The organism is Streptomyces sp. NPDC008121 (assembly GCF_042957155.1).
Taxonomy (GTDB): domain Bacteria; phylum Actinomycetota; class Actinomycetes; order Streptomycetales; family Streptomycetaceae; genus Streptomyces.
In genome coordinates this window covers 174,452-196,621 of sequence record NZ_JBIBHT010000002.1, presented here as the reverse complement: position 1 = coordinate 196,621, position 22,170 = coordinate 174,452, and the positions used below count along the sequence as shown (strand labels likewise).

The 22,170-nt window shown below is 73.9% G+C and carries 19 protein-coding genes; 15 read left to right on the top strand and 4 right to left on the bottom strand.

All coding sequences use genetic code 11. The features are described 5' to 3' along the window. Positions 1-7: 7 nt before the first annotated feature. The 8 genes from ACFZBD_RS06545 to ACFZBD_RS06510 all read left to right on the top strand — a co-directional run bounded on the left by ACFZBD_RS06545 (position 8) and on the right by ACFZBD_RS06510 (position 10,585). Entirely contained in the window at positions 8-1,009 is a 1,002-nt protein-coding gene (locus tag ACFZBD_RS06545) for a transporter substrate-binding domain-containing protein (RefSeq protein ID WP_391136502.1), read from the top strand. Positions 1,010-1,239: 230 nt separating this feature from the next. Further along, positions 1,240-1,803 carry an NADPH-dependent FMN reductase gene (gene ssuE / locus ACFZBD_RS06540; RefSeq protein WP_391136499.1) on the top strand — a complete coding sequence of 188 codons (564 nt, stop codon included), beginning with the start codon at positions 1,240-1,242 and terminating at the stop codon, positions 1,801-1,803. A gap of 286 nt (positions 1,804-2,089) precedes the next feature. Next, positions 2,090-3,250, top strand: coding sequence for an LLM class flavin-dependent oxidoreductase (locus ACFZBD_RS06535; RefSeq protein WP_391136496.1), 1,161 nt, complete (start codon positions 2,090-2,092; stop codon positions 3,248-3,250). Positions 3,251-3,687: 437 nt separating this feature from the next. Then, complete coding sequence (locus tag ACFZBD_RS06530; RefSeq protein WP_391136493.1) at positions 3,688-4,668, top strand: glutathione S-transferase C-terminal domain-containing protein; 981 nt, start codon at positions 3,688-3,690, stop codon at positions 4,666-4,668. A gap of 161 nt (positions 4,669-4,829) precedes the next feature. Beyond that, a complete protein-coding gene (locus ACFZBD_RS06525) occupies positions 4,830-6,206 on the top strand; it encodes a trypsin-like serine protease (RefSeq protein WP_391136490.1) in 1,377 nt (458 codons plus the stop codon). A 485-nt stretch (positions 6,207-6,691) separates the two neighbouring features. Beyond that, entirely contained in the window at positions 6,692-8,686 is a 1,995-nt protein-coding gene (locus ACFZBD_RS06520; protein WP_391136487.1) for a hypothetical protein, read from the top strand. 310 nt (positions 8,687-8,996) lie between these two features. After that, a complete protein-coding gene (locus ACFZBD_RS06515) occupies positions 8,997-9,590 on the top strand; it encodes a helix-turn-helix domain-containing protein (RefSeq protein WP_391136484.1) in 594 nt (197 codons plus the stop codon). A gap of 92 nt (positions 9,591-9,682) precedes the next feature. Beyond that, positions 9,683-10,585, top strand: a complete 903-nt coding sequence (locus ACFZBD_RS06510) for a methyltransferase (RefSeq protein ID WP_391136481.1) — start codon at positions 9,683-9,685, stop codon at positions 10,583-10,585. 61 nt (positions 10,586-10,646) lie between these two features. Here ACFZBD_RS06510 and ACFZBD_RS06505 read toward each other — a convergent pair whose 3' ends face one another. The 4 genes from ACFZBD_RS06505 to ACFZBD_RS06490 all read right to left on the bottom strand — a co-directional run bounded on the left by ACFZBD_RS06505 (position 10,647) and on the right by ACFZBD_RS06490 (position 13,814). Further along, positions 10,647-11,810, bottom strand: a complete 1,164-nt coding sequence (locus tag ACFZBD_RS06505; RefSeq protein WP_391136478.1) for an oxygenase MpaB family protein — start codon at positions 11,808-11,810, stop codon at positions 10,647-10,649. A gap of 68 nt (positions 11,811-11,878) precedes the next feature. Next, positions 11,879-12,931, bottom strand: coding sequence for a polyprenyl synthetase family protein (locus tag ACFZBD_RS06500; protein ID WP_391136475.1), 1,053 nt, complete (start codon positions 12,929-12,931; stop codon positions 11,879-11,881). Continuing rightward, positions 12,924-13,229 (bottom strand): polyprenyl synthetase, encoded by a 306-nt coding sequence (locus tag ACFZBD_RS06495; protein WP_391136472.1) that lies wholly within the window; start codon positions 13,227-13,229, stop codon positions 12,924-12,926. The genes ACFZBD_RS06500 and ACFZBD_RS06495 overlap by 8 nt, the downstream gene beginning before the upstream one ends. Positions 13,230-13,430: 201 nt before the next feature. Next, positions 13,431-13,814, bottom strand: a complete 384-nt coding sequence (locus ACFZBD_RS06490) for a hypothetical protein (RefSeq protein ID WP_391136469.1) — start codon at positions 13,812-13,814, stop codon at positions 13,431-13,433. Between the two features lie 321 nt (positions 13,815-14,135). Here ACFZBD_RS06490 and ACFZBD_RS06485 point away from each other — a divergent pair, with 321 nt between their 5' ends. From ACFZBD_RS06485 to ACFZBD_RS06455, 7 genes are all read left to right on the top strand, one after another. Next, the gene (locus tag ACFZBD_RS06485) at positions 14,136-15,848 is read left to right on the top strand and encodes an enoyl-CoA hydratase-related protein (RefSeq protein ID WP_391136466.1); all 1,713 of its coding nucleotides are present in this window, start codon (positions 14,136-14,138) and stop codon (positions 15,846-15,848) included. A 57-nt stretch (positions 15,849-15,905) separates the two neighbouring features. Further along, on the top strand, positions 15,906-16,988 hold the full coding sequence (locus tag ACFZBD_RS06480) for a hydrogenase expression protein HypE (protein WP_391136463.1): 1,083 nt from the start codon (positions 15,906-15,908) through the stop codon (positions 16,986-16,988). Between the two features lie 99 nt (positions 16,989-17,087). Further along, a complete protein-coding gene (locus ACFZBD_RS06475) occupies positions 17,088-18,872 on the top strand; it encodes a nickel-dependent hydrogenase large subunit (protein WP_391136460.1) in 1,785 nt (594 codons plus the stop codon). Continuing rightward, on the top strand, positions 18,869-19,432 hold the full coding sequence (locus ACFZBD_RS06470) for a hypothetical protein (RefSeq protein WP_391136457.1): 564 nt from the start codon (positions 18,869-18,871) through the stop codon (positions 19,430-19,432). Before ACFZBD_RS06475 ends, ACFZBD_RS06470 begins: the two co-directional genes overlap by 4 nt. Continuing rightward, positions 19,429-20,097 (top strand): DUF5947 family protein, encoded by a 669-nt coding sequence (locus ACFZBD_RS06465; RefSeq protein ID WP_391136454.1) that lies wholly within the window; start codon positions 19,429-19,431, stop codon positions 20,095-20,097. Before ACFZBD_RS06470 ends, ACFZBD_RS06465 begins: the two co-directional genes overlap by 4 nt. After that, positions 20,094-20,732, top strand: a complete 639-nt coding sequence (locus ACFZBD_RS06460) for a DUF6084 family protein (RefSeq protein ID WP_391136451.1) — start codon at positions 20,094-20,096, stop codon at positions 20,730-20,732. Before ACFZBD_RS06465 ends, ACFZBD_RS06460 begins: the two co-directional genes overlap by 4 nt. Beyond that, on the top strand, positions 20,729-22,126 hold the full coding sequence (locus ACFZBD_RS06455; protein WP_391136448.1) for a hypothetical protein: 1,398 nt from the start codon (positions 20,729-20,731) through the stop codon (positions 22,124-22,126). The genes ACFZBD_RS06460 and ACFZBD_RS06455 overlap by 4 nt, the downstream gene beginning before the upstream one ends. Positions 22,127-22,170 lie beyond the last annotated feature (44 nt).

Here is a 22,170-nt window from a genome sequence, read left to right as displayed (position 1 = left end):
ACCCACCGTGTCCACCTCTCTCACCCGTCGCACGACTCTCACCCGTCGCACGACCGCGGCCGCGCTCGGACTCGCCGCCGGACTGGTCCTCGCCGCCTGCTCCAACCCCTCGGACGGCGGTACGACCGAAGTGGCGGCCGCGTCGGGTGCCCGTACGAAGATCGATCTGAGCCCGGACCAGAAGCGGATCACCACCGGCAAGGTCGAGTCCATCGCCGCCCAGGTCCCCGAGAAGATCCGCGAGAGAGGGACGCTCGAGATCGCCGGCTCCTCCGGTTCGACGGCGCCCCTGACCTTCCGCGCCACCGACAACAAGACCGTCATCGGCGTCGAGCCCGACCTCGCCCGTCTGGTCGCCGACGTCCTCGGCCTCGAGCCGCACCTCAACACCGTCTCCTGGGAGAACGTCTTCGTCGGCCTCGACAGCGCCAAGTACGACGTCGGATTCAGCAACATCACCGTCACCGAGGAGCGCAAGGAGAAGTACGACTTCGCCACCTACCGCAAGGACGACCTGGCCTTCGAGGCGAAGAAGGGCAGCGGCCTGAAGATCACCGGGCCCGCGGACGTGGCGGGCAGGACCGTCGCCGTGGACACCGGCACCAACCAGGAGAAGCTGCTGGTCGAGTGGAGCAAGGAGAACGAGAAGGCCGGCCGCGAGCCGGTGGACATCACGTACTACCAGAACGTCAGCGACACCTACCTCGCGCTCCAGTCCGGCCGCATCGACCTCTACCTCGGCCCCAACCCGACCGCCGCCTACCACGTCGCCGCCGGCGGGAAGACCGAGATCGTCGGCACCCACTCCGGCGCGGGCGCCACCCTCCAGGGCCTGATCGCGGCCACCACCAAGAAGGACAGCGGGCTGGCGAAGCCGCTCGCCGCCGCGCTCGACGAGGTCATCCGCAACGGCACGTACGCGAAGGTGCTGCAGCGCTGGGGGCTCTCCGCCGAGGCCGTGGAGAAGTCGGAGATCAACCCGCCCGGCCTGCCCAAGAACGGCAAGTAGCCCCTCCCGGGCAGTGGCCGGAGCCCATCGTCCGGCGCGCAGCCCCCTCCCGGGCGGCGGCCGGACCCCATCGCCCGGCGCGCAGCCCCTCTCGGGCGGCGGTCGGAGCACATCGCCCGGCGCGCAGCCCCTCCCGGGCAGTGGCCGGAGCGCACCGGCCGCCGCCCGGCCCCGCCCCTCCCGCAACGACGCCCTTCGCTTCCGCAAGCCCAGCAACCCAAGGACTCCTCATGGCCACCGTTCTCTCCGTGTCAGGAAGCCCCTCCGCCACCTCCCGCACCGCCCGCCTCCTGCGTCATCTCGATGCCCGGCTCGCGGACCAAGGCCACGACGTCATCCCCCTGGACGTGCGCACCCTCCCCGCCGAGGCCCTGCTGGGAGCCGACTTCGCCCATCCGGCGATAGCGGAGGCCGCCGCGCTCTTCGCCCGCGCGGACGGCGTCGTGATCGGCACGCCCGTCTACAAAGCCGCCTACTCCGGCCTGCTGAAATCCCTGCTCGACCTCCTCCCGCAGTACGCCCTCGAAGGCAAGACGGTCCTGCCCCTCGCCACCGGCGGCACCACGGCCCACGTCCTCGCCATCGATTACGCCCTGCGTCCGGTCCTGGCCTCGATGGGGGCCGCCCACATCACCCCGGGGTGGTTCACGCTCGACAAGGACATCGCGGTCGGCGACGACGGCACCCTGCTCGTCGCCTCGGGCACGGCCGAAGCGCTGGCGCAGGTCGTCGACCGGTTCTCCGCCGCGCTCGGCGGCGTTCCCCGTACGCCCCTGCTCGCGGCCACCGGCTGAGCGCAGGAGCCGCCGCCCGCCGGGACCGCCGTCCTCCACCTCCTCGCCCTCCGCCGCGCTCCGCCTCGCCGGGTGGACCGGCGACCCGGCGGGCGAGGCCACGACCCGCCGGTCCCTCGTCGGCTCCCCGGCCGCCGTCTCCCGGGCCCTCGACGACCTCGTGCGGGCCGACGCCGCCGGCGGCCACAACCTCGTGCCGTACGTCACCCCCCGAGGCGACCCCGTACCCGATGGCCCGGCCCGGGCCCTGTCCGCGCGCACCGACCACTGAGGAGCACCCCACCCCATGTCCGGCATCCCCCTCGGCGTCCTCGACCTCGTGCCCGTCTCGTCCGGCTCCACCGCCGCGGAGGCGCTGCGCAACTCCATCGACCTGGCCCGGCGGACCGAGCAGTACGGCTACGCCCGCTACTGGTTCGCCGAGCACCACCTCAACCCCGGCGTCGCGGGCGCCTCGCCCGCCGTCGTCCTCGCCCTGACGGCCTCCGCGACCTCGACGATCCGCCTCGGCTCCGGCGCGGTACAGCTCGGCCACCGCACCGCGCTGTCCACCGTCGAGGAGTTCGGCCTGATCGACGCGCTGCACCCCGGCCGCCTCGACCTGGGGCTCGGCCGCTCGGCCGGCCGGCCGAGCACGCCACCCGCCACCCCCGCACCGCCGCACCCCGCCCCGTCGCAGGCCCGGACCCGGACCGTGACGCCCGTCGTCGACGGCCGCACGCCGAACGGGCTGCTGATACCGCCCCCGTTCTCCTTCGAGCACCTCATCGGGTCGCCCCGCGTCGCGCTCCAGCGGAGACTGCTCCAGCAGCCCCACGCCGAAGCGCAGGACTACGGCGAGCAGATCGACGACATCCTCGCCCTGCTCGCCGGAACCTACCGTTCGGCGGACGGCATCGAGGCGCACGCCGTCCCCGGCGAGGGCGCCGACCTCCAGGTGTGGATCCTGGGCAGCAGCGGCGGCCAGAGTGCCGAGGCCGCGGGCCGCAACGGCCTGCGCTTCGCCGCGAACTACCACGTCAGCCCTGCCTCGGTCCTGGAGGCCGCGGAGGGGTACCGCGCCGCCTTCCAGCCCTCCGACGTCCTCGACAAGCCCTACGTCAGCGTCTCCGCCGACGTCGTCGTCGCCGAGGACGACGCGACCGCACGCGAACTCGCCACCGGCTACGCCCCCTGGGTCCGCAGCATCCGTACGGCCGAGGGCGCCATCCCCTACCCGACACCCGAGGAGGCCCGCGCCCACCCCTGGACCGAGGCGGACCGGGCGCTCGTCGCCGACCGGGTCGACACACAGTTCGTCGGCAGCCCCGCACACGTCGCCGACCAGCTGGAACGGCTCCAGGAGGCCACCGGAGCCGACGAGTTGCTGATCACCACCATCACCCACGGCCACGCCGACCGCGTGCGGTCCTACGCACTGCTGGCCGACGAGTGGCAGCGCAGGTGAACGCGCGCCGCCGCCCCGGTCGGCGGCCGTGCGTCCGTACGCTGCCGTCCCCGCCGTCCGTCCGCCGCACCCTCCACCATGTGAGACGGCAAAGGGGATGTCCGAAGGCCCTCTTGACGCGCCGGGGCCGTCGTTCGACACTCCGAAGCAGTATCCCTGGCGAATAGGTAGGAAATGATGGGGCGTCCGGAGCCGGCCACCGACCGAGCGATCCGCTCGGGTCGGCCGTCGCTCCCGCCGGCTCCCCCCGCGACCCCGCTTCTGACCTCCCGCCGCCACATCGATCTGCTGCGTGTCTGCAGCGCGGCGAGCCCTTCGGGCTGAGCCGGCGGGGACGGGCGTACACCGCCCGTCCTCCCCGCGCGGGCGTACACCGCCCGTCCTCCGTCGCCCAGATCATCCCTGAGCACCAGTCACCGGACCCGGGAGTCAGACTCATGTCCGCCACGCCCCTGACAGCCGTGCCGTCCTTCCCCTCCCCGCCCTCCTTCCGGGGCAGGATCGGCTGCGACGCCCGCAGCGGTCACTACGCCGCGCCGCGCCGTTACCGCCTCCACCTCTCCCTGTCCTGCCCCCACTGTCTCCGCATCGCCGTCACCCACAGCCTGCTGGGGCTCGACGGCGAACTGCCCGTGACGCTGCTGCCCGCCGTCCCCGACGGAGCGGACGGCGAACACTCCGCACTACGCCCGCTGTACGAGGCGAGCGCCCACCACTACCCCGGCGCGGCCACGGCCCCGGTGCTCGGCGACGACTGGACGGGCCGGATCGTCAGCACCCACATTCCCGACATCCTGCGCGATCTGGCCCGGCGCTTCGGCGACCTCGGACCCGACCGCCCCGTCCTCTACCCCCCGGGCGCGGAGGCCGAGACACGGGCCCTGGACCAACTCTGCGAACAGGGCGTCAAGGCAGCCGCCCAGCGCGCCGGAGAACCCGGCACGGACCCGGACGCGCGGGGGAGGGCCGTCGCCCGTCTGCTGCGCACGCTGGGCGCGCTGGAGCGCCGGCTCGCCTGCCGGCCCTACGCGCTCGGCGAGGAACTCACGGCCGCCGACGTGCAGTTGTGGGTCACGCTGGTCGGTCTGGACACCGTCCACCGCTGGCACCTGGACGCCGCCGCCGTCCACCGCATCGCCGATCACCCGCACCTTTGGTCCTACGCCCGCCGCCTCTCCGCCCACCCCGCCTTCGGCCGCCACCTCGACCTCGACGGCATCGCCCGCCGCCACCACGCCCACTGCCGCGGCCTCGAAGGCGCCGGAGCGGCGGTCCAGATCCTCGACTGGCAGACGCACGCCACGCCCGCCACATCCACGACACACACCACTCCCGCGACAGACGTGACAGACGGGACGGACGGGACGGCGACGCCGCGGACGCGTGCGACGGAGCGCCCGGGCCCCCGCCCCAGCTGACGCCGGGAAGCCCGCCCGGCGCTCCGTGCCGACAGGCCCTCCCGGCAGTTCCTCGCGGAGGTGCTGAACGGATCTCTTCCGCAGCCCGTATGAAAGGCCGGACGCGTCCCCCGGTCGCCCTCGCGGCGACCTCAGTCCGGAACCATGCTGGAGGCGAAGAGTTGAGTCACAGGCGAATACCCAAGCGGAAGGCCATACTCGCGGGCGCCGGGGCGGTGGGCATCGTCGCCGCGGCGATCCTGCTGCCGCAGGCCAATGCCTCGCAGGACGGCGCGGGGGAGCAGGCGGGCTCGCCGAGAAAGATGAGCGCCGCTTCGGCCACGGAACTCCTGCAGCGGCTGGGCAAGCAACTCGGCGACTCCTACGGCGGCGCCTACTACGACGCGGGCAGGCAGCAGCTCGTCGTCAATGTCGTGGGCGACGGCGACAAGGTCGACGCCGAGGTCCGGAAGGCCGGCGCCGTCGCGCGCCGCGTCGAGAACAGCCTCCCGGCCCTCGCCTCCGCGATGGACTCCCTGCGCGCCAAGGCGACCGTCCCCGGCACCGCCTGGGCCGTCGACCCGCGCACGAACCAGGTGATCGTCACCGCCGACCGCACGGTCACGGGGGAGCGGTGGGACGAGGTCGAGGGAGCGGTCCGCGCGCTGGGCGACGGCGTCGCCCGCATCCAGAAGTCCAAGGGCGAGTTCAAGCCCTTCATCGAGGGCGGCGACGCCATCTTCGGCGGCGGCTCGCGCTGCTCGCTCGGCTTCAACGTCACCACCCAGGACGGCCGGCCCGGCTTCCTCACAGCCGGTCACTGCGGCGTCGCCGTCGAGCAGTGGTCGGAACAGCAGAACGGCGACCCGATCGGGACCGTGCAGGAAGCCGTCTTCCCCGGCGAAGGCGACTTCGCCCTGGTGACGTACGACGACCCGAACACCGACGCCCCGAGCGCCGTGGACGTGGGCGAGAACATCGTGGAGATCGCCCGGGCGTCGGAGGCGGCGGTCGGCCAGCAGGTCTTCCGCATGGGCAGCACGACCGGTCTACGGGACGGCCAGGTGACCGGCCTCGACGCCACCGTCAACTACCCGGAGGGGACGGTGTCGGGGCTCATCCAGACCAACGTCTGCGCCGAGCCCGGGGACAGCGGAGGAGCCCTGTTCACGAGGGAGGGGGACGCCATCGGCCTCACCTCCGGTGGCAGCGGCAACTGCACCTCGGGCGGCGAGACGTTCTTCCAGCCGGTGACCACTGCCCTGAGCGCCGTCGGCGCCCAGATCGGCGCGGGCGACGGCGGTGCCGGTGAAGGCGGAGCCGGGGACGGGGCTGACGGCGGTGCCGGTGAAGGCGGTGCCGAGGAGGGCGCCGACGGCGGGGCCGAGGAAGGTGCCGACGGTGGGGTCGGTGACGGCGGTGCCGAGGACGGTGCGGGCGACGGCGCCGGTGACGGCGGGGCCGGTCAGGGCGAAGGCGTCGGCGACGGAGGGGCCGACGACGGAGGAGCGGGACACGGTGAGGTCGGGGAAGGAGGTGACGGGAACAACGTCGGCTGACCGCGCCGGCCCGGCAGGAAGGCGGCCCCGGACATCGTCGGATGTCCGGGGCCGCCGCCGGTCGCCCCCACGGGCCCGTTCGGCTACCGGATGACTCCGAGGGCGGGCCCGTACCGGGACATCCCCGGGACGGAGGTGACGTTCACGGTGGGGGCCGGGGAGCGCTCGTACCCGTAGTCGCGCAACGTCGTCATAGCGAACGTCTCCCCACTCGGCGAAGGCGACTGGCGCCACCAGTCGGCGCCCCGCACGGCCAGGCACACCTGGGGCAACCCGGTCGTGATCCACGCCGGGCACGTCACCGGGCACATCGCCCGCACCCACGGCCTGGCCTTCACCTACTGAGACGCGACCGACGCAACCGCTCCGCCCGGCGTGCACCCGCAGCCCAGCCCGGCGCACGGAGCGCGGGAGCGCGTGCCGGGCGGCGCCCCCGGTCACCCGTCCGAGGTGACCGGGGGCACCGCCCCCTCGTTGGGCAGGGCATGCAGTCGTACGACACCTCCCACCGCACCGCCATATCCGCCGCGGTCTCCGCGCCCACCCGCCCCCCGAGGAACGTCGCCGAAGCGGCCCTCGTCGAGCACTATCCGCGGCTCGTCCGGCTCGCCCACCTGATCCTCCCGCCCGCACTCGGCCGGCATCGCCGAGTGCGCGCCGCGCACGCCCTGGTGCAGAAGTCCCTCTCGGGAGCAGCCCGTTCACGCCAGGGGCCGACGCTCCCCGCCCAGCGCGGCGAGGAGGATCCGGCGCTCTCCTGGCTGCGCGAGCGGGTGGTGTCCGGCGCGTTGCGCGCCGCCGGGCGCCCCTCGCGCCTCCCCTCCCGGCCCCTGCTTCCCCTGGTCCTCGGGCTGCGCCTCTTCCCCGCGGCCGGCGACGACGGCGAACTCGCCCTGGAGCGCGAGCTGGCGGTCGTCTCCCCGGAGATCCGCGCCGCCTTCGGGCTGCGCGTCCTGGAAGGGCTCCCCGCCCGGGCCGCCGCCGGACTGCTGACCACCGCGGGGGCGAGCGACCCGGCCGCCGCCCTCCGGGCCGCCGAACGCCTCGCCGACACGGCGGGCGCCGCCGCCGCGTCGCTCCTCCAGGGAGCCGAGTTCGACGCCTGCACCGTCCAGACCCGCCCCACCGACCTGCTGCGCCGCCGGCACCGGCGACAACTCGCCGCCTGCGTAGCCGCGTTGCTGCTCATCGCCACCGCGACCGCCGTGCTCACGTCCCGCCCCGAGGACGCCGCGCGCGAGAGCACCGCCCCGGCCTCCCTCGCCCTCGCGGTCGACCCCGCCCGCCTCGTGCGCGCCCCCGGGCAGCTGTGGGCCGACACCGCACGCGTCGACCTCACCGTCTGGCCCGCCCGTGGCGCGCGGACCGGCGACACGGCCCTGCTGTCCCGCGCCCTCGACGCCTGGGCCCGGGCCGCGCTCCCGCGCGCCGCCGGCGACCGGGCCGCCCCGCGACTCACCCACACGCCCGGAACCCCCCTCGCCCCGCCCACGGCCCCCGCCCAGTTGCTCTTCGCCGGGACGGTCGACGACGCGGCCGTCGTGCTCCTCCACGACGGCCGCCGCCTCGTCCGCTACGCCGAGCCGCTCACCGGAGGCGGCACCGCCCTCGTCGACCTGGCCCTCGCCGACGACACCGGTGTCACGGCCGGCGCGGCCGTCGTCGTGGGCCGGACACCCGGCAAGGCCCGCTACCTCCTCGCGCCCTGGATCGACCACAGCGCCGCACGGGACCTCCGCCGGCCCACCGGCCCGGGCTCGCCGCTGGCCGTCGACGGGGACGGCGTCACCGACCCCGTCGCCCACGTGCCGGGGGACTGCGCCCGCGTCCCCGTGCTGGACCTGCGCTCCTCCCGGCGGATCGTCGAGGACCACTCCTTCCTCCTCGCCGACCTCGGGGAACTCGTCCCCGCCCATCTGACCTGGACCCCGCCACCCGGCTCCGGGACGCTCGCCCGCCAGCCGCGCGAGGCCACCTCCGCTGCCGGTCTCGCCGCCTGGGCCCGCTCGGCCTGCGCGCTGCCGGGCCTGAGGGGCGCGGGCGTACGCGCCGTGAACCGCTGGGAGTTCGCCGTACAGCCCCTCCCGGGGAACGCCGGCCGGGCCACGTGGACGTGCACCCGCGCGGAGGACTGGGCGGGCCGCGCCCGCGTGGCGGTGGCCCTGGAGGCACCCACCGGAACCACCCGGCCGGTGCCGGGCCCGACGCCCTCGCCACCGGACACCGCAGCCTGCGGCCGGTTCGGCCAGCACCTGCTCGCCGGCACGTACTGGACGGCTCCGTCGGGAACGCGCTACTACCTCGCGGCCGGCAGCCGCCGCCTGACCGCGGTCACCGCCCGGGGCGCCGTGTCCGCCACCGGACGGGGGCCGTTGCTGGTGGTGCCCACCACCGCGGACGGCCCGGTCCGGCTGACGGGCCGGCTCGCCGACGACGGCGAACTCCGCGGCTGGGGCGAGCCGGAGCCCGGGCCGCGGTGAGCCGGAGGACCTCGCGGCCGACGTACCCCGCCGGCTGGCCCCCGTATCCCGCCGGCCGTTCCCCGTACGCCGTCGGCTGACGGGCCGTCGGTCCGACCGGCCCGTACGGTGGCCGGCACCTCCGTCGGAACGGACCGGGTGCGGTCGCGCGCGTGGCCCCGCGTTCCTTCGCACATACGCGGGGCCATACGCCTCCCACCGCCCGCCGGAGCGGACCCCTGCCCGGCGGACCGCCACCGGGCGCTCGGACGGCCCGACCCGGCACGCCCCGCGCGTGCGCGTCTTGCCGGCGCGGCATACGGTGCTGCTCATGACGCAAGAGGACGGCGAGCTGGACAGCCTGGTACGCACCCGCATCCGTGCCCTGCGCATGGCGCAGGGCTGGTCCCTGGAGGAGCTGGCGTCCCGGGCCAGGCTCAGCCAGTCCACGCTCAGCCGGATCGAGAACGGGAGGCGCCGACTGGCCCTGGACCAGCTCGTGACCCTCGCGCGTGCCCTGGACACCTCACTGGACCAGCTCGTCGAGACGGCCACCGACGATGTCGTCTCCCACCCGATGATCGACGCCGCCCGCGGGTCGAAGCGCTGGCCCATCAAGGCGGAGCCCGGTATGACCGTCGTACGGCAGCGCGTGACCGACCCGCCGCCCGACAACCCGTCCCGCATGCGCGCCCACCCCGGCCGCGAGTGGCTGGTCGTCCTCTCCGGCACCGCGATCCTGCTCCTGGGCAACCGGCGCATCAGGGTGGAGACCGACCAGGCGGCGGAGTTCCCCACGATGCTCCCGCACGCGATCGGCGCCGAAGGCGGACCCTGCGACGTCCTCGGCATCTTCGACCGCGACGCCCGCCGTGGCCACCAGGGCGGCGACGGCAACGGGAAGCCGAACCGTCCGACGAACTGACGGCTTGCGCGTCCGGCAAGGAATCGGATCATCGTCTTGCGCGTTCCGCCACCCCATGGGTTCCCCGGCGGACGGCCGCCTAGCGTGACGGCATGACCCCTCCTTCGGCGCACCCCGCCCCCTCGGCCCACGGCTCCGGCCACGGCCCGGCACACCACCACCCCGACACCGACACCGACCGCGGCCAGGACCACGATCAGACGGAGATCCTCGACCTGGACGCGGAGGTGCTCGCCGCGCACACCGCGTCCCTCATCGCCGAACTGCCCGTACACACCGGCCCCCGCCACATCGTCGACCTGGGCAGCGGGACCGGCGCCGGCGCGCTCGCCCTCCTCGCGCACTTCCCCGGGGCGGAGCTGACCGCCGTCGACTCCTCGGCCGTCCACCTGGACCGCCTGCGCGAGAAGGCGGCCGCCGCCGGGGCGGCCGAGCGGCTGCGCCTCGTCCGGGCCGACCTCGACGCGGCCGTGTGGCCCGACCTCGGCACACCGGAACTCGTCTGGGCGTCGGCCTCCCTGCACCACATGGCCGCACCCGACGACACCCTGCGCCGGGTCCACGGCCTGCTGGCGCCCGGCGGGCTGTTCGCCGTCGTCGAACTCGCCGGCTTCCCCCGCTTCCTGCCCGAGAACGCCCCCGAGGACGCTCCCGGCCTCGAGGAGCGTTGCCACGCCGCCCTCGACCGCCACCACGCCGAACGCCTTCCCCACCGGGGCGCCGACTGGGGAGCCGCGCTGGTCCGGGCCGGTTTCACCGTCGAGCAGGAGCGCGTCCTCCGCGTGGACCTCGGCCCGTCCGCCGCGGACACGGTCGGCCGTTACGCCCTCGCCGGCCTGCGACGTATGCGCGGGGGCGTCGCCGACGCCCTGACGGCCGAGGACCTGGCCGCCTACGACCGGCTGCTCGACACCGAAGGACCGCACAGCCTCCTGCGCCGCGACGATCTGCGGGTGCGCACCGAGCGCACGGTGTGGGCCGCCCGGCGCCCCTGAGACCGCCGCCCCGGGTCGCCGTCCCCGAGCGTGCTCCGGACCGCCGTGCTCCGGAGCGCCGTCAGCGGGGGACGGTGGCGGCGGGCGGAGCCCACCGGTGGGTGCGGGGCACCGCGCCGGAGACGCCGAAGTCCTTCTTGAGCTGTTCGGGAATGGCGTAGTGCATGACCCGCCCCCGGGTGAGGGACGACAGTTCGAGGACGGTGGTGAGATGGCCGAGGCGGTCCAGCGCCCACGCTCCGAGGGGGGAGCGGTCCTCGATGGTCTCCAGGACGCCGAGGAGGTGGGGCACCGCCTTGACGACCGTGTCCCAGGGTGTGCGGGCCACGTCGAGCCAGTCGGCACACGTGTCCCCGACGAGGTGGCGGATGAGCGCGGAGACGATCGGATCGAAGAAGGTCCCGGGCACCACCTCCTCGTAGAGGTCGACGAGTTGCCGCGTCAGGTGCGCCCCCTCCTCGGACGGCCCCATGTGCCGGACCATGTACCGATCGAGGAACGAGCGGGCGTCCTCCAGGGTCGTGGGCACGGCGTCCTGGTCGACACCGAGCATGGCGCCGACCACCCGCCAGGCGTAGTAGTACGCCTCCGCGCCCTCCGTCGACATGTGGATGCCCAGGCGGTGCAGGCTGTCCAGGACCAGCAGGGAGAAGAACATCTGCCCGCCGATCATGTCCTCCTGACAGATCGGCGTCCCGAGCCGCGCGGTGTCCCAGCGGTTCTCCCGGATGAGGTGGTGGCGGATGGCCGCGTGCAGCAGGCGGACCTTCTGGGCGGCGGGGATGAAGCGGCTGCCCGCCTCGAAGGCGCCGGGCTGCATCAGATAGACGGTGAACTGCCCGGTCTCCGCCATCCGCTTGGAGGGGTACTGCAGCCCGTGCGTGGTCGACAGCAGCTTCGCCACGTGCGGGACGACGTAGCACGCGGGCATGGAGGCGAAGGACAACGCGGTGGAGATGTGCACGTTGTTGTCGATGAAGAACAGCCGTGCCCTCTCCATCTCCCCCCAGTCGACCCAGGCCGGCGGGAGGCTGGTGGCGTGGAGGTACTCCCGGGCGACCTCGGGCAGTCCGTCCGGCAGGGGAGCGCCGGCGGTGGAGACGAAGCGCATCAGGGTGTTGAACGCGCCGACCTCCCCGCGCTCGAAGAGGGCGGCGACGGTCGCGTCGGCGAGTTCGTCACCGTCCTGCCGCAGGGCGTCCATCGAGGCCTCGGTACGGGTCATGGCAAGGGCTCCTTCTGATGTGACAGGCCGTCAAAGCAGGCATGTGGGCGGGCCGGTGGCCGGGCCGTTCAGGACAGCCGGACCGCCGCCGCCTGCGCCAGCGCGGAGAGGGCGGCCGTGGCGTGCGCGGGCGCGTTCATGGCGTGCAACGCGCTCAGGGCCTCCTCGACCCGAACGGCGATCATGACTTCGATACGGCCCGGGGCCTTCAGCCGGCGCATCAGCGCGCGGACCGCCTCCAGACCGTCCGCGTCCAGCTCCCGACGGCCGAGGAGGGCGCGCAACCGCTCCCGCTCCTCGCCGTCGGCGGTGCGCCAGGTCTCCGCCAGCAGCGCCGTGGGCCGGTGGCCGCGCAGGTCGTCGGCGTTGTCCTTGCCGGTGCGGTCGGGATCCCCGAACAGGCCGAGCAGGTCGTCCCGCAACTGGAACGCCTCGCCGAGGGGCAGCCCGAACGCGGAGTAGCCCGCGCGCAGCCGCTCACCGGCGCCGGCCAGGGCGCCCCCGATCAGCAGGGGCTGCTCGACGGTGTACTTCGCGGTCTTGTACCGGATCACCTTCAGCGATGCCGTGGTGTCCGGGTCGGCGCCCGTCCGCAGGATCTCCAGGCACTCGCCGGCGATCAGCTCCCGGGCCAGGACCGACCACAGTGGGCGGGCCCGGGCCAGATACGCGGCGGGCAGACCGCTGGTGGCGAACAACTGGCCTGCCAGCGACATCAGCAGGTTCCCGACCAGCATCGCCAGCGAGCGGGCGGCGGCGCCGGCGCGCGGGTTGCGGGGGACGGCGTCGCGCAGGGCGATGTGCGCCGTGGGCCGGCCGTGCCGCAGCGGACTGTCGTCGATCAGGTCGTCGTGGACCACCGCCGCGGCGTGCACCAGCTCGATCGAGGCGGCCGCCCGCAGCAGCGCCTCGCTGTCCGGCTGCCCCGCCGCACGCCATCCCCAGTAACAGAAGGCGGCCCGCAGTCGTTTGCCCTCCGTGACCGCGGCCTCCAGCTGCTCGGCCACCGGGTCCAATGCCCCGTCGACGGCGGCCAGTTGCTCCGCTTCACGGGCGACGAAGTCGTGCAGCACGTCGTCGACGCGGTTCTTGAAGGCGGCCGCCTCCCACCGCTCAGACATCGTCGGCGGCCTGCCACGCCGGGGCCGCGGCGGCGGCCCGGCGGGCCAGGGCGTGCCGGGCGAGGACCTCCAGATGGGCCGGGGGCGCGGACGCGTACCGGTCGAGGACCAGGCGGCCCCGTGCTACGAGATCGTGTTCGGCCTCCGCGGCAAGCTCCGCGGCGTCCGAGCGGCGCAGCAGCCCCCGGACCGTGCCGAGGGCCGTGCCGAGCGTGCTCACCGCCAGATCGGCCAGTCCGGCCGCAAGCAACACGGCCTGCTCGTCCAAGCCCGCGCGTCGGCCCGTTCCCTGTGTCATCCCGTTCCCCCAGCACCGCATGCCTCAAGGCGGCGCCGGTCGGCCGCCGTGCCCCCAGGATCGGCGTCAGCGGGGAGGCGGAGGGGAGGAATTCACGTACGGGTGATCATGTCGCTCGCGCGTACGGCCCGCCGGTGGCACCACCCGTACGAGCGGCCGCCGCGGACCGCCCGTACGGGACCATCGGAGGGGGTGACGGCCTCAGCCGGGGCGGGGGCCGGAGGCGTCGTCGTCGTCGGCGTCCACGCCGGTGAACGCGGAGTCCTTCTTCGTACCGGAGGGGCGCTGCGACCGGCCCTTGCGGCCCGTGTCGTGCATGCCCTTCTCCGAGCCGCCCCGCTTCTCGCCGCGCGCGGTGTCGCTGTGGACGGTGTCGCCGGGAACATCCTGGGTCTCCTCCTCGGAGGCCTTCCGGCCCTTGCCGCGCGAGGGCGCGTGCTTCTCGGGGTGGAAGGAACGCGCGGCGCTCGGGTTGTCCTGCTGCCGGGTCTCGTCGACGTCGGGGGACCAGCCGTGCTGGCCGGCCATGCCGTCGCGCTTCGATCCGCCGCGCGAGGGCCCGGATGACTTCGGTTTCTCGGCCATCGACCGACCTGCCTGTCCGTGCGGGAGGTACGCCTGCGCATACCCGTAGGTATCCGATTTTTCCACGGGCCGTACCCCACGGCACGTCGACGGCCCCCCGTCCCTCGCCGGCACCGCCCGTACCGTCCCGCCCACACCGGCGGCGGGCGGCCTCCCCGTCCGGCGGGGCGCCCCGCCAATCGGTCGGACGGATGCCTCGAACGGGTGAGGCCCGGCTGCGTCGCCCTCGTCCGAGGCTCCCGGTGCCCGAGGATCGCTGGCGGTCGGGTGCCCCACCGTCCCTCGGGGCCGTCACGGCCGCCCCCACCCGGAAGGGCCGCCATGCGCGTTCTGCTCGTCGCCAGCAGCTTCAACAGCCTCACCCAGCGTGTCCTGGTCGAGCTGCGCGACCGCGGGCACACCGTCCCCGTGGAGGTCACGCCGGACGGCCCCGCCCTGCGCGACGCCGTCGCCCGCCACGCCCCCGACCTGGTCGTCGCCCCGATGCTGAAGGCCGTCGTGCCCCGGGACGTGTGGACGGCGCACCGCTGCCTGATCGTGCACCCGGGCCCGGTGGGGGACCGCGGCGCGTCCTCCCTGGACCGGGCGGTCCAGGACGGCGCGGCCGAGTGGGGCGTCACCGTCCTCCAGGCCGACGAGGAGATGGACGCCGGCGACGTCTGGGCATCCGCCGCCTTCCGCGTCCCCGAGGTGGGCAAGAGCGATCTGTACCGCAACGAACTGTCCGACGCCGCCGTCTCCGCCGTGCTCCTCGCCGTCGACCGGGTCGCGGCCGGGGCCGTACCGCGTCCGCAGACCGGCGCGGTCCGGGCGCGTCCCGTGCTCCGCCAGGAACAGCGCCGGATCGTGTGGGAGGAGGACACCACCGCGACCGTGCTGCGGATCCTGCGGGCCGCCGACTCCCAGCCCGGCGTCCGTGACGTCCTGCTCGGCGCCGAGTGGTTCCTGCACGGCGGCCACGCCGAGGACCGTCTGCGCGGCCGGCCCGGCGAACTGCTCGCCACCCGGGCGGGCGCGGTCTGCCGGGCCACGGCCGACGGCGCGGTGTGGATCCCCGAGCTCCGGGCCCGCACCGGCGCCGGCCGGCCGCGCGCCTGCAAGCTCCCCGCCACCCTGGCCCTCGGGGACCGGCTGCCCGAGCTCCCCGACCTCACGGAGCCCGCGACGCTCCCCGAGCCCGGCCGTCCGGCCGGGCGGAGCTGGTCCGACATCCGGTACCGGGAGGAGGGCCCCGTCGGCGTCCTGTCCTTCGCGTTCCCCGGCGGGGCGATGAGCACCGACCAGTGCCGCCGGCTCCTCGACGCCTACCGGACGGCCCGCACCCGCCCCACCTCCGTCCTCGTCCTCGGCGGGCAGCGCGACTTCTTCTCCAACGGCATCCACCTCCACGTCATCGAGGCCGCCGCCGATCCGGCCGCCGAGTCCTGGGCCAACATCAACGCCATGAACGACCTGGTCGAGGCGGTCCTCACCACCTCCGACCGGCTGGTCGTCAGCGCGATCGGCGGCAACGCCGCGGCCGGCGGGGTGATGCTCGCCCTCGCCGCCGACGAGGTCTGGTGCCGCTCGGGCACGGTGCTCAACCCGCACTACCGCCGCATGGGCCTGTACGGGTCGGAGTACTGGACGTACACCTTGCCCCGCAGAGTGGGCCCGGCGCTGGCCGCACGGCTCACCGACGAGGCCCGGCCCGTCTCCGCGCGGGCCTCGCTCGACATGGGCCTCGTGGACCGGGTCGTCGCCTGCCCGCCCGGGGAGTTCACCGCCGAGGTCACCCGGTTGGCCGCCCACCTGGCATCCCGTCCCGGTCTCCCGGCCCGCGTCGCGGCGAAGAAGGCCGAACACGAGCGCCGGGAAGCCCACACCCCCCTTGCGTCCCACCGCGAGCGGGAACTCGCCCGCATGCGGGCGATCTTCGACGATCCCGCCGCGCCCTACCACGCACTGCGCCGGGCCTTCGCCCGGAAGGAGGCTCCGCGCACGCCGTCCCCGGACGGCCCAGGTGCGGGCGCGGGCCTCCCGGCCGACTGTTAAGCAAGACGTGGGCCCGCGACAGGCGGCCCCGCCCCATCCCTCCTCAGGAGGCGACTCATGAGTGCAGCAACGCCGGCCCCGGTCGAGGAACAGGGCGCCGCTCCGGGCAGCGAAGAGAAACCGATCCACATCCTCTGGATCAACGCGGGTCTGAGCTGTGACGGCGACTCGGTGGCCCTGACGGCCGCCATGCAGCCCAGCATCGAGGAGATCGCCCTGGCCGGGCTGCCGGGACTCCCCAGGATCGCGGTCCACTGGCCGCTGATCGACTTCGAGTGCGGCCCGGTCGGCGGCGCGGACACCTTCATCGAGTGGTTCTTCAAGGGCGAACGGGGCGAGATCGACCCGTTCGTGCTCGTCGTCGAGGGGTCGATCCCGAACGAGGCCATCAAGCAGGAGGGGTACTGGTGCGGCTTCGGCGACAACCCGGAGACCGGTCAGCCCATCACCACCAGCGAGTGGATCGACCGACTGGCGCCCAAGGCGCTCGCGGTGGTCGCCATCGGCACCTGCGCCACCTACGGCGGCATCCACGCGATGGCCGGCAACCCGACCGGCGCCATGGGCGTACCGGACTATCTCGGCTGGGACTGGAAGTCGCACGCCGGCATCCCGATCGTGTGCGTCCCCGGCTGTCCCATCCAGCCGGACAACTTCGCGGAGACCCTGACCTACCTGCTCTACCAGGCCGTCGGCTCCGCGCCGATGATCCCGCTGGACGACAAGCTCCGTCCCACCTGGCTGTTCGGGGCGACCGTCCACGAGGGCTGCGACCGGGCCGGCTACTACGAGCAGGGCCAGTTCGCCACGACGTACGACTCGCCCAAGTGCCTGGTCAAGCTGGGCTGCTGGGGGCCGGTCGTCAAGTGCAACGTCCCCAAGCGCGGCTGGATGAACGGCATCGGCGGCTGCCCCAACGTCGGCGGCATCTGCATCGCCTGCACCATGCCCGGCTTCCCGGACAAGTTCATGCCGTTCATGGACGAGCCTCCCGGCGGCAAGGTCTCCAGCACCGCCAGCGGAGTGTACGGCTCCGTCATCCGCCGCCTGCGGACCATCACGGCCAGGACCGTGGACAAGGAGCCGAAGTGGCGGCACACCGGCGAGCGCATCACCACCGGCTACCGGCCGCCCTGGTAGCCGTCGCGGCCCCCGCTCGCCAACGCACCACCCCGCACACCCCCCATCCACACCGCTGTTCGCGCGATCGAAGAGCTCACGAAGGGCATCACGACGACCATGGCATCTCCGGCGAAGACGACGGGTGACGGCTCCGGCCTTGTGGAGATGGCGTGGGACCCCATCACCCGGATCGTGGGCAGTCTCGGCATCCACACCAAGATCGATTTCAAGCAGAAGCGCGTCGCGGAGTGCTACAGCACGTCCTCCGTCTTCCGCGGCTACAGCGTCTTCATGCGGGGCAAGGACCCCCGCGACGCGCACTTCATCACCAGCCGCATCTGCGGCATCTGCGGTGACAACCACGCCACCTGCTCCGTGTACGCGCAGAACATGGCGTACGGCGTGAAGCCCCCGCACCTCGCCGAGTGGATCATCAACCTCGGCGAGTCGGCGGAGTACATGTTCGACCACAACATCTTCCAGGAGAACCTGGTAGGGGTCGACTACTGCGAGAAGATGGTCCGCGAGACCAACCCCGGGGTCCTGGAGCTCGCCGAGCGCACCGAGGCCCCGCACGCCGCCGACCACGGCTACCGCACCATCGCCGACATCATGCGCTCCCTCAACCCCCTCGAGGGTGAGTTCTACCGCGAGGCGCTCCAGGTCAGCCGCTACACCCGCGAGATGTTCTGCCTGATGGAGGGACGGCACGTCCACCCCTCCACGCTCTACCCGGGCGGTGTCGGCACCATCGCGTCGGTGCAGCTCTTCACCGACTACATGAGCCGTCTCATGCGCTACGTGGAGTTCATGAAGCGGGTCGTCCCCCTCCACGACGACCTCTTCGACTTCTTCTACGAAGCGCTGCCCGGCTACGAGGAGGTCGGCCGCCGCCGGGTGCTGCTCGGCTGCTGGGGCGCGCTCAACGACCCCGAGCACTGCGACTTCACCTACGCCAACATGACCGATTGGGGCCGGCGGATGTTCGTCACTCCCGGCGTCGTCGTCGACGGCAAGCTCGTGACCAACGACCTCACCGAGATCAACCTCGGCATCCGCATCCTGCTCGGCAGCTCGTACTACGAGGACTGGCAGGGCCAGGAGCAATTCGTCACCCACGACCCGCTCGGCAACCCCGTCGACCCGCGCCACCCGTGGAACCAGCACACCATCCCGGCCCCGCAGAAGCGGAACTTCGACGACAAGTACAGCTGGGTGATGTCCCCGCGCTGGTTCGACGGCAAGGACCACCTGGCCCTGGACACCGGCGGCGGCCCCATCGCCCGCCTCTGGTCCACCGCCCTCTCCGGCCTCGTCGACATCGGCTACGTCAAGGCCACCGGACACAGCGTCGTCATCAACCTGCCCCGCACGATGACCAAGCCGGAGACCACCTTCGAGTGGAAGATCCCGCAGTGGAGCAACGCCCTGGAGCGCAACCGCGCCCGGACCTACTTCCAGGCGTACGCGGCGGCCGTCGCCCTGCACTGCGCCGAGAAGGGGCTGGAGGAGGTCCGCGCCGGACGCACCCAGACGTGGGAGAAGTTCGAGGTCCCCGACGAGTCCATCGGCGTCGGCTTCACCGAGGCCGTCCGGGGCGTCCTCTCCCACCACATGGTCATCCGGGACGGCAAGATCGCCAACTACCACCCGTACCCGCCCACGCCGTGGAACGCCTCCACCCGGGACACCTTCGGCACCCCCGGCCCGTACGAGGACGCCGTGCAGAACACCCCGATCTTCGAGGAGAACACCCCCGAGAACTTCAAGGGCATCGACATCATGCGCGCCGTGCGCAGCTTCGACCCCTGCCTGCCGTGCGGCGTCCACATGTACACCGGCAACGGCAGGACCGTGAAGCAGATGCACGTCCCCACCGGCCTGAGCGGGCTGGCCGGATGAGCGCGACCACCGCCGAAGAGGCGGGCCGACGGGTCGAGGAGGTCCTGGACCGCCTCGCGCGGACCGGCGACGCCGACGCCTGCGCGGCGGCCGAGGACGTCGTGCGCGTCCTCATGGAGTTCTACGGCAGCGGGCTCGCCCGCGTCGTCGACCTCCTGGGCCGTCCCGCCGCCCGGCCGCCCGCCGACCCGCTCCGCACGCTGGTCGCCGACGAACTCGTCGCGAGCCTGCTCAACCTGCACGGCCTGAACCCCGAGTCCGTGCAGGACCGCATCGACCGGGCCCTCTCCGGACTGCCGCAGCCCGTGGAGAACACCGGCTTCGACGCGGCGACCGGAGTGCTGCGGCTGCGCCCGGCCGCCTCGTCCGGCGGCTGCGGGTGCTCCGGCACCCAGGAGTCCGTCCGCCAGGCGGCCGTGGACGCCCTCGCCTGCTTCGCCCCGGAGGTGACCGGCGTAGAGCTGGAGCCCGCCGCCCCGCGCGAACCGGCGCTGCTCCAGATCGGCACCCGTCCGCCGCTCACCGGCGCGGACGGCCGCTCCCCGGCCACGGCCTCGTGACCGGCTCCGCGACCGGCGCCTTGACCGGCCGGATCAGCGAGCCCCGGCCCACGGGCCTGCGCCGGTTCACCACCCCGCGCCCGCCCCGCGAGGAACGCTGCGAACTGTGCGGGGTGCCGCTCGCCGGCGAGCGGCACCGCCACCTCGTCGACATCGACCGGCGGGCCATGGTCTGCGCGTGCGGCCCGTGCTCGCAGCTCATGGACCGCTCGGGCACCGACCGGGGACGCTTCCGGGCGGTCCCCGACCGGCACCTGAGCGACCCGGAACACCGGATCGACGACCGGGCGTGGGAGTCCCTGCGCATCCCCGTCTCGGTCGCGTTCTTCTTCCGCAACTCCGCCCTCGACCGGCCCGTGGCGCTCTACCCGAGCCCCGCCGGAGCCACCGAGAGCGAACTGGAGGAAGAGTCCTGGCGGCGCGTCCTCGACGCCACCCGGCTCGCCGCGCTGCTCGAACCCGACGTGGAGGCCCTGCTGCTGCGCCGCCACGACGGCCGCACCGAGTGCTTCCTCGTGCCCATCGATCTCTGCTACGAACTGGTGGGCCGCATGCGACTGCTCTGGCAGGGCTTCGACGGCGGGGCGGAGGCGCGGGCCGACCTCGACGCCCTCTTCACCCACGTACGCGGCCTGGCACGCGCACCGCGGGAAGGCCGGCCGTGACCGAGTTCTCCTTCGGCTGCACCGACGTCCGCGCCGACCCGTACGCGGCCGGCCCCACGCTCGTCTTCCGACTCCGGATCACCGCCTCCGGCGGGGCCCGCGTCCACGCCCTCGCCCTGCGCTGCCAGATCCGCATCGAACCCGCCCGGCGGGGCTACGACGACACCGAGGCCGCCGCCCTCGGCGACCTCTTCGGCGAACGCTCCCGCTGGGGCAGCAGCCTCAACCCGGTCCAGTTCGCCCAGGTCTCCGTGATGGTTCCCGGCTTCACCGGGGAGATCGAGACCGACCTCGTCGTGCCCTGCACCTACGACACCGACATCGCCGCGTCCCGCTACCTCCGGTCGCTCTCCGACGGCGACGTCCCCCTCCTCCTGCTCTTCTCCGGCACCGCCTTCACCGGCGCCGGCGGCTTCCAGGTCGAGCCCGTGCCCTGGGACAAGGAGGTCTCCCACCGGATGCCGGTGAAGACCTGGCGGGAGATGATCGACCAGCACTTCCCCGGCTGCGGCTGGCTCCGGCTCCCGGCCGACACCATGGACGCCCTGCTCGCCTACCGGTCACGGCGGGCCCTGCCGTCCTGGCAGGCGACCGTCGAGACCCTGCTCGAAGAGGCGGGGGAGAGGACACCATGACGACCGTCGCCTTCAACCCCGGCACCGAGGCACGGTTCGCCGTCGCCCGGCACGTCGCCGACGCCGTCCTCTTCGAGGGGTACGTGCTCTACCCGTACCGCGCGTCGGCCGCGAAGAACCGGCTCCGCTGGCAGTTCGGCGTCCTGGTGCCGCCGACGTGGAGCGCCGCCGCAGAGGAGCACGACTTCCAGCACACCGAGTGCCTGATGGAGCCCAGGACCGGCGCCGAACTCGCCGTGGAGGTCCGCTTCCTGCGCGCGCAACGACGCACCGTCGAGGAGCTCCGCCCGGACGGCACCTTCGCCCCCACCGGCGAACTCCGGCTCACCGACCGGGTCCTGGTCGCCTGGGACGAAGGCGTCGAGGAACGGGTCGCCCTCGTCGTCCCCGTCGGTGAACTCGCGGGCGACGGCACCTCCCTGCCCTTCACCCGCCCGGCCGCCGAAGAGGTGGAAGAGGTCACCGACACCGACGGACGCGTCATCGGCCGGATGCTGCGCCGCCGTGAGGAGATCAGCGGCACCCTGCGGATCTCGGCGGCCGACCTCGACGGCCCGTACCGCGTCCAGCGCCTGACGGTCACGGTGGAGAACACCAGCACCTGGACCGCCGAACCGGGCGCTGACCGGCACGCGGCGCTGCCCTACTCCCTGGTCGCCACGCACACGCTGCTCCGCCTCGACGGCGGATCGTTCCTGTCCATGACCGATCCGCCGGAGTGGGCCAAGGGCGCCGTCGCGGCCTGCCGCAACCTCCACACCTGGCCCGTCCTGGCCGGCGAGCCGGGCCGCGGCGACCTGATGCTCTCCTCCCCGATCATCCTCGACGACCACCCGGCCATCGCCCCGGAGAGCCCCGGCGCCCTCTACGACGCCACCGAGATCGACGAGATCCTCGCCCTGCGCACCGCGGCCCTCACGGACGAGGAGAAGCGCGAGGCCCGGGGCACCGACGCCCGCGCCGCCGCCGTCATCGACCTCGCGGACACCATGCCGCCCGAGGTCCTGGAGCGCCTGCACGGAGCGGTACGGAGCCTGCGCGAGGTCACCGGGGCGCGGGAGCCTGCCCCGGACGTCCTCCGGCCGGACACCCCCTGGTGGGACCCGGGCGGCGACACCGGCGTCGATCCGGGACGCGACCACGTCCTCGTCGACGGCCGCCCCGTCCGCGCCGGCAGCCGGGTCCTGCTGCGCCCCCGGCTGCACCGCAGCGACGCCCAGGACCTGTTCCTCGACGGCCGCGCCGCCCTCGTCGAGGCCGTCCTGCACGACGTCGACGGCGGGGTCCACATCGCCGTGACCGTGGAGGACGACCCCGGCGCCGACATCCGCCGCGAACAGGGCCGCTTCCTCTACTTCCAGCCCGACGAGGTCGCCACCCCGGAGGACCGGTGACCGGCCCCGAGGCGGGTGCGGGCGGCGAGCGCGCGGCCGGTGCA

What these genes read in the sequence shown, in the direction of transcription:
- ssuE (WP_391136499.1), top strand. Translation starts at nt 1,240, where the DNA reads ATGGCCACCGTTCTCTCCGTGTCAGGAAGCCCCTCCGCCACCTCCCGC.
- ACFZBD_RS06455 (WP_391136448.1), top strand. Translation starts at nt 20,729, where the DNA reads ATGACGACCGTCGCCTTCAACCCCGGCACCGAGGCACGGTTCGCCGTC.
- ACFZBD_RS06485 (WP_391136466.1), top strand. Translation starts at nt 14,136, where the DNA reads ATGCGCGTTCTGCTCGTCGCCAGCAGCTTCAACAGCCTCACCCAGCGT.
- ACFZBD_RS06490 (WP_391136469.1), bottom strand. Translation starts at nt 13,814, where the DNA reads ATGGCCGAGAAACCGAAGTCATCCGGGCCCTCGCGCGGCGGATCGAAG.
- ACFZBD_RS06520 (WP_391136487.1), top strand. Translation starts at nt 6,692, where the DNA reads ATGCAGTCGTACGACACCTCCCACCGCACCGCCATATCCGCCGCGGTC.
- ACFZBD_RS06505 (WP_391136478.1), bottom strand. Translation starts at nt 11,810, where the DNA reads ATGACCCGTACCGAGGCCTCGATGGACGCCCTGCGGCAGGACGGTGAC.
- ACFZBD_RS06535 (WP_391136496.1), top strand. Translation starts at nt 2,090, where the DNA reads ATGTCCGGCATCCCCCTCGGCGTCCTCGACCTCGTGCCCGTCTCGTCC.
- ACFZBD_RS06495 (WP_391136472.1), bottom strand. Translation starts at nt 13,229, where the DNA reads ATGACACAGGGAACGGGCCGACGCGCGGGCTTGGACGAGCAGGCCGTG.
- ACFZBD_RS06530 (WP_391136493.1), top strand. Translation starts at nt 3,688, where the DNA reads ATGTCCGCCACGCCCCTGACAGCCGTGCCGTCCTTCCCCTCCCCGCCC.
- ACFZBD_RS06500 (WP_391136475.1), bottom strand. Translation starts at nt 12,931, where the DNA reads ATGTCTGAGCGGTGGGAGGCGGCCGCCTTCAAGAACCGCGTCGACGAC.
- ACFZBD_RS06470 (WP_391136457.1), top strand. Translation starts at nt 18,869, where the DNA reads ATGAGCGCGACCACCGCCGAAGAGGCGGGCCGACGGGTCGAGGAGGTC.
- ACFZBD_RS06510 (WP_391136481.1), top strand. Translation starts at nt 9,683, where the DNA reads ATGACCCCTCCTTCGGCGCACCCCGCCCCCTCGGCCCACGGCTCCGGC.
- ACFZBD_RS06480 (WP_391136463.1), top strand. Translation starts at nt 15,906, where the DNA reads ATGAGTGCAGCAACGCCGGCCCCGGTCGAGGAACAGGGCGCCGCTCCG.
- ACFZBD_RS06475 (WP_391136460.1), top strand. Translation starts at nt 17,088, where the DNA reads ATGGCATCTCCGGCGAAGACGACGGGTGACGGCTCCGGCCTTGTGGAG.
- ACFZBD_RS06515 (WP_391136484.1), top strand. Translation starts at nt 8,997, where the DNA reads ATGACGCAAGAGGACGGCGAGCTGGACAGCCTGGTACGCACCCGCATC.